The sequence below is a fragment of the Streptococcus sp. HMSC065E03 genome (genome assembly GCF_001815045.1).
In the GTDB taxonomy this organism is placed as follows: Bacteria; Bacillota; Bacilli; order Lactobacillales; family Streptococcaceae; genus Streptococcus; species Streptococcus parasanguinis_AD.
The window spans coordinates 1-11,378 of sequence record NZ_KV818841.1 but is presented as its reverse complement, the minus strand read 5'-3'; the positions used below and the strand labels follow the sequence as shown (position 1 = coordinate 11,378).

The window sequence follows — 11,378 nt, the reverse complement described above, 5'->3', positions numbered from 1 at the left end:
TATGGATATTACGATCTTAACCGATGTAGGTCAAAGACGGACAAATAACCAAGACTATGCAAATCAATATAAAAACAAGGCAGGAAAATCTATGGTTTTACTTGCTGATGGTATGGGAGGACACCGTGCCGGAAATATTGCTAGTGAAATGGCAGTCACAGACCTAGGTGCGGCTTGGGTTTCTTCTGAGATCGAGACGGTTAATCAAGTACGGGAATGGTTTGCAGAACATTTAGAAGCTGTGAACCGTCGGATCCATTTAGCTGGGCAAGATGATGAGCACAAAGGAATGGGAACGACATTGGAAGCCTTGGCTTTTGTAGAAGGGCAAGTGATTTATGCCCATGTTGGAGATTCGCGGATTGGCCTCATTCGTCAGGGCGAATATCAGCAGTTGACCAGTGATCATTCTCTTGTAAATGCTCTTTTGCGAGCAGGTCAAATCACAGAGGAAGAAGCAGCCCATCATCCTCAACGTAACATCATCACTCAGTCCATTGGCCAAAAAGATGAGTTGGAGCCGGATTATGGTTTGGTGACGGTTGAAGCAGATGATTATATTTTGATCAATAGTGACGGTTTAACTAATATGATTGGTCCGGATGAAATCAGAGATATTGTCTTGAGTGATGTTTCACTGGAAGAAAAAGCTCAAACCTTGATTCGTTTTGCCAATAATGCTGGAGGCTTGGATAATATCACTGTTGTACTGCTCCACTTTACTGAGGAGGACGCAGCATGATTCAAATCGGCAAAATTTTTGCCGGGCGATATAAAATCATCCAACAAATTGGACGCGGCGGGATGGCAGATGTTTATCTTGCGCGTGATTTGATTTTAGATGGGGAAGAAGTTGCAGTCAAGGTACTGCGTACGAATTACCAGACGGATCCCATTGCAGTTGCACGTTTTCAGCGTGAAGCAAAGGCGATGGCAGAGCTGGACCATCCAAATATCGTTCGGATTACAGACATTGGCGAAGAAGAAGGACAACAATACCTTGCAATGGAATATGTTGCAGGTTTAGACTTGAAACGCTATATCAAAGAAAATGCTCCTTTATCAAATGAAGAAGCTGTTCGTTTGATGGGGCAGATCCTTCTAGCTATGCGTCTTGCCCATACGCGTGGCATTATCCATAGAGATTTAAAACCACAGAATGTCCTCTTGACACCAGATGGAACAGCAAAAGTTTCAGACTTTGGGATTGCAGTGGCCTTTGCAGAGACTAGTTTGACCCAGACCAACTCGATGTTGGGGTCGGTTCATTATTTGTCCCCTGAGCAGGCGCGCGGTTCAAAAGCTACGGTGCAAAGTGACATCTACGCGATGGGGATCATTTTCTATGAGATGTTGACAGGACACATTCCTTATGATGGAGATAGTGCGGTTACGATTGCTTTGCAGCATTTTCAAAAGCCACTCCCCTCTATTCGTGAAGAAAATAAGAATGTTCCACAAGCTTTAGAAAATGTGGTGATCAAAGCGACAGCTAAAAAACTGACGGATCGCTATAAATCAGTGGCAGAGATGTATGTGGACCTTTCAAGTTGCTTGTCCTACGAGAGAAGAAATGAGAAAAAACTGATTTTTGAAGATCAATCGAAAGCTGATACAAAGACTCTTCCAAAAGTGAGTCCAACTCCAAAGACGGCTCCTGTTCCAATCTCTGAGGTACGCAGTGAAATCAGTTCGGTAGATCCTAATCGACCATTATCTGACCAGCAGACCATGGCACCAAGTAAAAAGCCAAGAAGACGCTTGCGGGCGCGCTACAAGGTCTTGTTTGTTGCCATTGCCCTAGTTCTTGCTGCCTTTACTTTCTTGTTGTATATGAGCCCAGCCAATAAAACCGTTCCAGATGTTTCCGGCAAAACCATTGCCGAAGCTAGAGCGGTTATTGAGGGACAAGACCTTCAAGTCGGTGAAGAGAAAGAAGAGTACAGTGATTCGGTTGCAGAAGGCTATGTCATTCGAACCAATCCAAATGCAGGGGCCCAAAAGAAAGAACAAAGTCGAATTGATTTGATTGTTTCAAAAGGACCAAACAGCTTTGAAATGCCAAATTACGTGGGTGAAACACGGGCAAAAGCAGAAGAAGATTTGAAAAATACTTATAAAGTATCAAGCAAAATGATCACGATTGAAGAAGTTGAGACCTTCGATTATGCTGCAGGGACAGTTCTTGAACAAACTCCAGCTCCAGGAGAGCAATATTCTCTGAATTCAAAAACTAAGATTGTTTTGAAAGTAGCGAAAGAAACGACTTCAATTGAAATGCCAAACTATGTTGGATCAACTTATGATTTTGCTAGAAGTAATTTGATTGAGATCTATGGTATTAAAGAAGCCAATATCGAATTAAGAAAAACAGAACATCTCCCTGATGGGGTAGTTGTTTCTGCCGGTCAAATTGTCAGTCAAACTCCAGAAGTTTCGAGTACGGTGGATATTAACCGAACACGAATTGTTTTGACTGTATATGAGCCTAAAGTGACAGCTTCTTCAAGTACGAAAGCCTCATCAAGTTCTGATACATCTAGTTCATCCTCTGGTGAACGATCAGATACAGAAAGTTCAAGCAGTAGTGCAACTAGTGGAGATTAATAAATCAGTCTAAGACTCAGATGGATTTCTGGGTCTTTTTGATTGTCTGCTATTATCCAACCACAGACGGAAGTCAAATGAGGAAAAATTTGATAAAATAGGAAAAGATGAGGTAGACTATGTGGAAAATACAAATTTTTATTTTCGTTGAAGCCGTTTTGTTAACATTAGCAGCGATCACCATTTTATCAATCGATTTTTCCAGATTTGTTGTCTTGATGGTTCTCTTTTTGCTCCTTTTGTATTACTATTTTGGCAAACAAAAAGCGAATTTTCTATTAATCGCGCTGAGTGTGCTCTTGTTTTTTATCGTGATGCTGAATCCTTTTGTGATTGCAGCCATTTTATTTGCGGTGGTTTATGGTTTATTGATTGCTTACCCTTATATGTATAAGGAAAATGAAGCAGTTGTGTTTGATGTTGAAGAGGATACGAAAATTCGTCAGGAAAAAACTCGATGGATTGGTGATTTACAACATTTTTCAAAGCAAAGTCGAGGGTATCGAGATCTGAATGTGATCCGAGTTTTTGGGAATGACACCCTCCATTTAGAGGAGGTAGCCATTTGCAATTGGGACAATGTAGTGATCATTCGGAAAGGGTTTGGAAATACAAAAATTATCTTACCGATTGATTTGGAATTGCATTTACAAATTAACACCTTGTATGGAGATCTGAAGTTTTTGGATCTTCCTGTCCGTAAAATGAGGAATGAAACCATAGATATTGAAACGGCACATTATCGGAGATCGCACCGTTCTGTAAAAATTGTGTTAGTTGGTATTGTTGGGGATGTTGAGGTGTTTCGCGCATGAAGAAATTAGACTATCTCCTATTGTATTTCTATTCCCTAATGGTGGTTGCGGTCATTTGTCATACCATTTTCCATTTTGTTGGTTTTCAGTGGGGCAAACTTCTCTCAGATCTTTCCTTGCTTCAATCATTCCTATTTTTGATTTTTAGTCTGACGCTTGCATTGACGGCTTTGGTTATCTTAATTATTAAAATCACGCAATTTGTAACGGTTCATGCAGTACAACAAAAGGTAGAAGCGATCCTGACTGCTTCACAGCGAAAAGAAATTGCCCCCAAAGAATTGAATCAACAGTTAGATTTATTGGACAGCAAATTGCTTCGACTAGAAGAAAATTTACAAAAAAGTGAAAATCGTGTGATGCGAAATGAGGAAGAAATTGTGGAAATCGAGCGTAAGAGAATTGCGCGTGATCTACATGACACGGTTAGTCAAGAGTTGTTTGCAGCCAATATGATTTTATCTGGAGTGGCAGCACAGGCCCTTGAGTTAGAGAAAAGTCAGATCCAGCAGCAACTAAATGGTGTGTCAGATATTCTAGGGACAGCCCAAAATGATTTACGCGTCTTGCTCTTACATCTTCGTCCTACAGAATTGGAAGGAAAAAGTTTGGTAGAAGGTATGGAGATGATTTTTAGAGAATTGAAGGAAAAGAGTAACCTAACAGTTGTCTTCCATCATAATGACGTGAGCATTCCAAAAGATATGGAAGAACATCTATTTCGAATCGTCCAAGAAATTGTCAGCAATACCTTGAAACATGCTAGAGCTCAACAAATGGATGTCTTTTTGCATCAGGAAGGAAAACAACTTCATTTACGGATGGTGGATGATGGAATCGGCTTTGAGCAGGAAAAATTGGAACGATTGAGTTATGGGTTGAAAAATATTCAAGAACGTGTAGAAGACATGGCGGGGACCATTAAAATAAGAACGAGTCCTCAAAAGGGAGTGGCTGTAGATATTCGTGTTCCCCTCCTTGTAAAAGATAAAAATGAAAAGGAAACTGTATGAAAGTATTATTAGTAGATGATCATGAAATGGTCCGATTGGGATTGAAAAGCTTTTTGTCCATGCAAACCGATATTGAGAAAGTCTTAGAGGCGAAAAATGGGCAAGAAGGGGTGGAGTTGGCGCTGAAAGAAAGACCAGACGTCATCATCATGGATATTGTGATGCCAGAGCTAAATGGAATCGATGCGACTCTAGCCATCCTAAAAGAGTGGCCGGAAGCTAAAATTGTCATTTTGACGTCTTATTTAGATAACGAAAAGATTTACCCTGTCTTAGATGCCGGTGCAAAAGGATATATTTTAAAGACCTCGTCAGCAACTGAGATCTTACAGGCTGTCAGAAAGGTTGCAAAGGGAGAATTTGCAATTGAGACAGAAGTTAGTCAAAAAGTTGAGTCACGAAAGAACCATGCTGAATTGCATGATGATTTGACAGCTAGAGAACGAGATATTCTGGCTTTATTGACGAAAGGATATGAAAATCAACGAATAGCAGATGAACTCTTCATTTCTTTAAAAACAGTGAAGACCCATGTCTCCAACATCTTATCCAAATTAGAAGTCAGTGATCGGACGCAAGCAGTCGTCTATGCCTTCCGACACCATCTGGTGAATCAAGAAGATTTTTAAAGGGAAACATGCTATAATAGAGCATGATCATAAGGGGGAGACAAGTGGACGCAAAATTACGTTATAAAGCCAAAAAAGTTAAAATCGTCTTTTTTGATATTGATGATACATTACGTGCAAAAGAAACTGGATTGATCCCAGAATCTGTCAAAGAAGTCTTTCATCAGTTGAAAGAAAAAGGAATCCGAACAGGGATTGCAACCGGCAGAGGGATTTTTGGGGTTGTTCCTGAAATCATGGACTTAAAGCCGGATTTTCTGGTAACCTTAAACGGTGCCTATATAGAAGATACAAAAGGAACTGTGATCTACCAATCACCAATCAATGAAGCAATCGTTTCTTCTTTTGTAGATTGGGCCAAAAAATCCGAGATTGATTATGGGTTAGTGGCTAGTCATCAAGCTGCCCTGTCTAATCGGACACCCTTGATCAGTGATGCTATTGACATCATTTATCCCAACTTACCTGTAGATCCAGATCTGCATCTGAAAGAACCTATTTTCCAAATGTGGACCTTTGATGAACAGGATAGTGAGCTAGAGTTGCCCCCTTCTTTGCAAGAGGATTTGCGCCTAGTTTCGTGGCATCCCCATTCGTCAGATGTTGTTCGCTTTGAAGCTTCAAAAGCTTCAGGAGTTTCTCATCTTGTAAATCATTTGGGCTTGAAGCCAGAGAATGTTTTAGTATTTGGGGATGGATTAAATGATCTAGAACTGTTTGATTATGCTGGAATTAGTATCGCAATGGGAAAATCTGCTCCAGAGTTACAAGAAAAAGCTGATTATATCACTAAGAATTTAGAAGAAGATGGCATATTCTATGCCTTAGAGGAGTTAAATATGGTTGAAAAAGAATTGATATTACCACAGTTAGAACTTGCTACGGTTGACGGTCCTGTCGCTGTGATCAAAACCAATCACGGTGAGATGAACATTCAATTGTTCCCGGATCAAGCACCAAAAACAGTTGCAAACTTTGTAGCTCTTGCTAAGTCCGGCTATTATGATGGTGTCATTTTCCATCGGATTATTAAAGATTTTATGATCCAAGGGGGAGATCCAACAGGTACAGGTATGGGTGGCGAATCCATCTATGGGGAGAGCTTCGAAGACGAATTTTCAAAAGAATTGTACAATATTCGCGGAGCCCTTTCAATGGCAAATGCTGGACCAAACACAAATGGCAGCCAATTCTTTATTGTACAAAATCAACATCTTCCATATTCGAAAAAGGAATTGGTCCGCGGTGGCTGGCCTGAAAAAATTGCTGAAATCTATACGACAGAAGGGGGAACTCCTCACCTAGATCAACGCCATACCGTATTTGGACAATTGATGGATGAAGCTTCTTTTGCTGTGTTGGATGAGATCGCGGCTGTTGAGACCGGGATGATGGATAAGCCAGTAGAAGATGTCGTGATTGAAACCATCGAGATTGAGGACTAATATGAAAATTGGAGATAAGTTAGAAGGGACCATTACAGGCATTCAACCTTATGGTGCCTTTGTCGAACTAGAGTCGGGTGTCACAGGCTTGATTCATATCTCAGAGATTAGAAGTGGTTATGTAAGTAATATTCATGATATTCTTTCAATTGGAGAAAAAGTCTTTGTCCAAGTCATCGATGTTGATGAATATTCTAAGAAAGCTAGCCTCTCTCTGAGAACACTAGAAGAAACACCACAACGAAGTATTCGACACCATCGTTTTTCAAATGACCGCCACAAGAGTGGTTTTGCACCCTTAGCTCAACAGATGCCGACCTGGGTCAAAGAAGGAAAGGTATTCTTTAGCAAACAAGAAAAAAAATAAAAACTTCGATAGGTTGATGAAACCTACCGAAGTTTTTTTAATATAGAGAATTATTCAAATTCGTAAAGGGTAGTAGAAAGGTAACGTTCTCCATTATCTGGTGCAAGAGCAAGAACTTTTTTACCGCTACCCAATTCTTTTGCGACTTCAATAGCAGCATAGATAGCAGCTGCGCTTGAGATTCCGACTAAGAATCCTTCAGCTCCACCGATAGCGCGTGCAAGTTCGAAAGCTTCTTCTGAAGATACGCGACGAACACCATCATATGCATTAGTGTCTAAAGTATTTGGGATAAAGCCTGCTGAAATCCCTTGGATTTTATGTGGTCCAGGTTTTTCACCAGAAAGGACTGCAGATTCATTGGCCTCAACGGCATAGACTTTGACAGCAGGATTATTCTTTTTCAAAGTATGAGAAATACCAGAAACAGTACCACCAGTACCAACACCTGCGACAAAAGCATCTAAACCATCTTTTCCAAAGGCATCAACGATTTCTTGTCCTGTTGTTCTTTCATGTACCTCTGGGTTAGCAGGGTTTTCAAATTGAAGAGGAAGGAAGCCATTTCTTTCTGCAGCGATTGCTTCAGCTTTAGCGATAGCGCCTTTCATTCCTTCACTTCCAGGAGTCAAAACGAGTTCAGCTCCATAGGCTTGGATGATTTTACGACGTTCCACACTCATGGTTTCAGGCATGACAATCACAACTTTGTAGCCTTTAGCTGCGCCAACCCATGACAAACCAATCCCTGTGTTCCCACTAGTTGCTTCGACAATGGTATCACCTGGTTTGATCAAGCCATCCGCTTCAGCTTTTTCAATCATGCTCAAAGCAATCCGGTCTTTGACAGATGATCCAGGATTGAAGGCTTCGAGTTTGACATAGACATCTGCAGCTCCTTCAGGAACAAGACGATTCAATTTGACAATCGGAGTGTTCCCAATCAATTCTGTAATATTTTCATAAATAGCCATAATATACCTCAGTTCTAGGTTTTCTTGATACTAACAAGTATAGTCTCTTGCGAGAAGAATGTAAAATATAGAAATTTTATGGGTGTGATAAAAAAAAACTATCGTTGCCGATAGCTTCTTTGATTATTTTTCTACAGAAAGTAGGGGTACTTCAACCTCACGAATTCCGTGATCCTCAATAATGACTTTGCCATTGTAAAATTCGACTAAAGCTGCTGTGATAGAGTTTGTGTTTTCTTTATCCACAAAAATCGTTGTCATTACCTGATCTGTAAACATCGGATCTTGTTCCGCCAATTGATGGTCTTTTAAGAAATTAGCAAATTCTTGGTATTGGGAGTAAGAAAGTGTGATCCCAAGAACCACTTGCTCTTTGATTTCTACCAGTCCAATCTCTCGAACTGCTTGTGCCACACTTCCAGCATAAGCACGAATCAGACCGCCAGCACCTAATTTAATACCTCCGAAATAGCGAGTAACCACGACACAACTATTAGTGATGCGATGATTCTCCAAAACTCCTAACATCGGTACCCCAGCGGTTCCACTAGGCTCTCCATCATCACTGGTCCGTTTGATATCACTTTGTTCTCCAATGATGAAAGCAGAGCAGTTATGTGTAGCCTTATAGTGTTCCTTTTTGATGGCATTGATAAAATCTCTTGCTTCCTCTTCAGAGGAGACTCGCTTGACATGACAAATGAATTTTGATTTTTTGATTTCTTCTTGAACAGTGCCGTTCTCTTTAAATGTAACATATTCCATATTCTTATTTTACAAAAAAAGAATGATTTTCTCCAACTTTTGCGAATTAATAAGTATGAAGATAGAAGATTCTTATGGAAGACTCTTAACAGAGAGTCAAATGACAAATGATCTAAAAGAAATTGCCCAAGAACTTCCAGCTATAGAAAAAGAGAATGGAAGGTACCATTGCTTTCGATGTGGCAGTTTGATTGATCAGAAACTTTGGAAGTTGAGTGAGGAGGTGCTGTATTGTAGAGCCTGTATCCAATTGGGAAGGATCCGGAGTGATCAAAAACTTTATACTATTGCACAGCGAGACTTTGAAGGTCAAGAGGTGCTAAACTGGAAAGGGACCTTGACTTCCTATCAACAAGAGGTATCTGAAGGACTTATCCAAGCAGTTAAAGCAGGAAAACATGCCTTGGTACATGCTGTGACAGGAGCTGGAAAAACGGAAATGATGTATCAGGTTGTAGCAACAGCGATCAAGGCAGGAAAAGCAGTCTGTATTGCTACCCCAAGAATCGATGTCTGTATCGAACTGTACGGAAGGATGAAGGAAGATTTTTCCTGCCCCATCTCTTTACTTCATGGAGAATCGGAACCCTATTTTAGAACACCCTTGGTGATCGCTACAACCCATCAATTGCTAAAGTTTTATCAGGCCTTTGATCTCCTTATTATAGATGAAGTAGATGCGTTTCCCTATGTGGACAATCCAATCTTATATAAAGCAACTCAGAATGCAATAAAAAAAGAGGGAAATACCCTATATTTAACAGCAACCTCTACAGATGAGTTAGATAAAAAGGTCAAGAAAAAAGAAATCATTCGTTATAGTCTTCCAAGAAGATTTCATGGGAACCCACTAGTGGTCCCTGAAATAAAATGGGTGCCGAAAATTAGAGAAAAAATAGAAAAAGGAAGAATCCCTTACCAACTATTGCAACTGATCAAGAAACAAAGACAGACTCACTACCCATTGTTAATCTTTGTATCTGAAATAGAATTAGGACAACAATTCACTGAGAACTTAAAAAAATACTTTCCAAAAGAAACAGTAGGTTTTGTATCCTCACAGACTACAGATCGTCTACGAATAGTAGAAGAGTTTAGAAACAAAGCCATAACCATGCTAGTCTCGACAACAATTTTAGAAAGAGGAGTGACCTTTCCGTTTGTAGATGTCTTTGTTTTAGAAAGTAATCACAAATTATTTACTAAAAGTGCCCTCGTACAAATTTCAGGAAGGGTCGGTCGAAGTAAAGAAAGACCAACAGGTAAACTACTTTTTCTATCAGATGGTATAACACGAGAAATGAAGAAAGCGATCAAAGAAATAAAGGAAATGAATCAGGAGGCTGGATTTTGAAAGAATGTTTACTTTGTACTAAAGAGTTGAAAACTGGTGAACATTTCACAGACCTTATTTTTATGAATCAACAAGAAGAATGGATTTGTAAAGAATGCAAAGAAGACTTCGAACAAATTGGCGAAATCCATTGTCCTAGATGTTTTAAAGATAAGGAGGAGAAAGTATGTAAAGATTGCGAATACTGGATACAAAAGGGGAATATGGTCGAACATGAAGCATTATATAGATATAATGCAGCAATGAAGGACTATTTCAAGCGATATAAATTTGAAGGAGATCGTTTATTAGGAATGGTATTTGCATGTGAAATCAAAAAAGCCTTGAAAAAATATAAAAGCTATACGATAATACCGACTCCAATCAGCCATGAAAAAAAGCAGGAGAGAGGATTCAATCAAGTATCGACTATACTAGATTTTGCAGAGATAAAGTACAACAGTCTCTTCCAAAAAGAAGACACTTTAGCCCAATCAAAAAAAACAAGAGAAGAAAGATTAAAAACCTCTCAGCACTTTCAATTAAAAGGAGAAATTTCAGAAAAGCAGAAATATCTAATCATCGATGATATCTACACAACGGGCAAAACAATCGAATTAATGAAGCGCCTACTAATTGAAAAAGGTGTGAAAGAAATAAAGACATTTTCAATCGCAAGGTAAAAAAAGATTTGCAAAAACTTTATGAAAGCGTTATAATATACATATAAATAAAAACATAATGTTTAGAAAGTAGGTACTAATATGATTAAATATAGTATCCGTGGTGAAAACCTAGAAGTAACAGAAGCCATTCGCGACTATGTCGTTTCTAAACTCGAAAAGATTGAAAAATATTTTCAGGCAGATCAAGAGCTAGACGCTCGAGTAAACTTAAAAGTTTACCGTGAAAAGACCGCAAAAGTAGAAGTAACCATTCCGCTTGGATCTATCACACTTCGTGCAGAAGATGTCTCTCAAGATATGTACGGTTCAATTGATCTAGTTGTAGATAAAATTGAACGTCAAATTCGTAAGAATAAAACAAAAATCGAAAAGAAAAATCGTGTTAAATCTGGTGCAGGTAAATTGTTTACCGATGCGGTTGTAGAAGAAGCAGCAACCACAGAAAAAGTTGTTCGCTCAAAAACAATTGATCTAGAGCCAATGGATTTAGATGAAGCGATCCTTCAAATGGATCTATTAGCACACGACTTCTTCATTTATCGTGATGCAGAAGACAACACAACAAATGTGATCTACCGTAGAGAAGATGGAGACATCGGTCTATTGGAAGTAAAAGAATAGAGATCAAAAAGAGATTGAAAACATCAATTAAATTATAGAGAAATCAGGAGCATTTATGCTCCTGATATTTTTATATAAACCAAAAAAGTAAAAAAACTTTCAAAAAAATAAAATTTTTTGGAA

At 39.1% G+C, this 11,378-nt stretch carries 12 protein-coding genes; 10 read left to right on the top strand and 2 right to left on the bottom strand.

What is annotated here, in order from left to right:
- The first annotated feature begins 1 nt into the window (after position 1).
- From HMPREF3002_RS01005 to HMPREF3002_RS00975, 7 genes are all read left to right on the top strand, one after another.
- A complete protein-coding gene (locus HMPREF3002_RS01005; RefSeq protein WP_021154558.1) occupies positions 2–742 on the top strand; it encodes a Stp1/IreP family PP2C-type Ser/Thr phosphatase in 741 nt (246 codons plus the stop codon).
- Positions 739–2,607: a Stk1 family PASTA domain-containing Ser/Thr kinase gene (gene pknB, locus HMPREF3002_RS01000; RefSeq protein WP_021154559.1), complete on the top strand. Its 1,869-nt coding sequence runs from the start codon at positions 739–741 to the stop codon at positions 2,605–2,607. The genes HMPREF3002_RS01005 and pknB overlap by 4 nt, the downstream gene beginning before the upstream one ends.
- A gap of 119 nt (positions 2,608–2,726) precedes the next feature.
- The gene (liaF, locus tag HMPREF3002_RS00995) at positions 2,727–3,422 is read left to right on the top strand and encodes a cell wall-active antibiotics response protein LiaF (RefSeq protein ID WP_021154560.1); all 696 of its coding nucleotides are present in this window, start codon (positions 2,727–2,729) and stop codon (positions 3,420–3,422) included.
- Complete coding sequence (locus tag HMPREF3002_RS00990) at positions 3,419–4,435, top strand: envelope stress sensor histidine kinase LiaS (RefSeq protein ID WP_021154561.1); 1,017 nt, start codon at positions 3,419–3,421, stop codon at positions 4,433–4,435. The genes liaF and HMPREF3002_RS00990 overlap by 4 nt, the downstream gene beginning before the upstream one ends.
- Positions 4,432–5,064, top strand: a complete 633-nt coding sequence (locus tag HMPREF3002_RS00985; RefSeq protein ID WP_021154562.1) for a response regulator transcription factor — start codon at positions 4,432–4,434, stop codon at positions 5,062–5,064. The genes HMPREF3002_RS00990 and HMPREF3002_RS00985 overlap by 4 nt, the downstream gene beginning before the upstream one ends.
- 44 nt (positions 5,065–5,108) lie before the next feature.
- A complete protein-coding gene (locus HMPREF3002_RS00980) occupies positions 5,109–6,509 on the top strand; it encodes a bifunctional Cof-type HAD-IIB family hydrolase/peptidylprolyl isomerase (RefSeq protein WP_070664864.1) in 1,401 nt (466 codons plus the stop codon).
- A gap of 1 nt (position 6,510) precedes the next feature.
- Positions 6,511–6,876, top strand: coding sequence for a S1 RNA-binding domain-containing protein (locus HMPREF3002_RS00975; protein ID WP_023920312.1), 366 nt, complete (start codon positions 6,511–6,513; stop codon positions 6,874–6,876).
- Positions 6,877–6,926: 50 nt separating this feature from the next.
- Here HMPREF3002_RS00975 and cysK read toward each other — a convergent pair whose 3' ends face one another.
- Both cysK and HMPREF3002_RS00965 read right to left on the bottom strand, forming a co-directional pair.
- Positions 6,927–7,850, bottom strand: coding sequence for a cysteine synthase A (gene cysK / locus HMPREF3002_RS00970; RefSeq protein ID WP_003004014.1), 924 nt, complete (start codon positions 7,848–7,850; stop codon positions 6,927–6,929).
- Between the two features lie 123 nt (positions 7,851–7,973).
- Complete coding sequence (locus HMPREF3002_RS00965; RefSeq protein ID WP_070664862.1) at positions 7,974–8,615, bottom strand: YigZ family protein; 642 nt, start codon at positions 8,613–8,615, stop codon at positions 7,974–7,976.
- A gap of 55 nt (positions 8,616–8,670) precedes the next feature.
- Between HMPREF3002_RS00965 and HMPREF3002_RS00960 the strand changes: the two genes are divergently transcribed.
- The 3 genes from HMPREF3002_RS00960 to hpf all read left to right on the top strand — a co-directional run bounded on the left by HMPREF3002_RS00960 (position 8,671) and on the right by hpf (position 11,255).
- Complete coding sequence (locus HMPREF3002_RS00960) at positions 8,671–9,969, top strand: ATP-dependent helicase ComFA (protein WP_070664860.1); 1,299 nt, start codon at positions 8,671–8,673, stop codon at positions 9,967–9,969.
- On the top strand, positions 9,966–10,631 hold the full coding sequence (locus tag HMPREF3002_RS00955; protein ID WP_070594460.1) for a ComF family protein: 666 nt from the start codon (positions 9,966–9,968) through the stop codon (positions 10,629–10,631). Before HMPREF3002_RS00960 ends, HMPREF3002_RS00955 begins: the two co-directional genes overlap by 4 nt.
- Before the next feature lie 81 nt (positions 10,632–10,712).
- Positions 10,713–11,255, top strand: a complete 543-nt coding sequence (gene hpf, locus HMPREF3002_RS00950; RefSeq protein WP_021154569.1) for a ribosome hibernation-promoting factor, HPF/YfiA family — start codon at positions 10,713–10,715, stop codon at positions 11,253–11,255.
- Positions 11,256–11,378: the final 123 nt, after the last annotated feature.

Coding starts and splice junctions, on each gene's coding strand:
- HMPREF3002_RS01005 (WP_021154558.1), top strand. CDS start 2: ATGGATATTACGATCTTAACCGATGTAGGTCAAAGACGGACAAATAAC.
- HMPREF3002_RS00965 (WP_070664862.1), bottom strand. CDS start 8,615: ATGGAATATGTTACATTTAAAGAGAACGGCACTGTTCAAGAAGAAATC.
- HMPREF3002_RS00960 (WP_070664860.1), top strand. CDS start 8,671: ATGAAGATAGAAGATTCTTATGGAAGACTCTTAACAGAGAGTCAAATG.
- pknB (WP_021154559.1), top strand. CDS start 739: ATGATTCAAATCGGCAAAATTTTTGCCGGGCGATATAAAATCATCCAA.
- HMPREF3002_RS00985 (WP_021154562.1), top strand. CDS start 4,432: ATGAAAGTATTATTAGTAGATGATCATGAAATGGTCCGATTGGGATTG.
- liaF (WP_021154560.1), top strand. CDS start 2,727: ATGTGGAAAATACAAATTTTTATTTTCGTTGAAGCCGTTTTGTTAACA.
- HMPREF3002_RS00990 (WP_021154561.1), top strand. CDS start 3,419: ATGAAGAAATTAGACTATCTCCTATTGTATTTCTATTCCCTAATGGTG.
- cysK (WP_003004014.1), bottom strand. CDS start 7,850: ATGGCTATTTATGAAAATATTACAGAATTGATTGGGAACACTCCGATT.
- hpf (WP_021154569.1), top strand. CDS start 10,713: ATGATTAAATATAGTATCCGTGGTGAAAACCTAGAAGTAACAGAAGCC.
- HMPREF3002_RS00975 (WP_023920312.1), top strand. CDS start 6,511: ATGAAAATTGGAGATAAGTTAGAAGGGACCATTACAGGCATTCAACCT.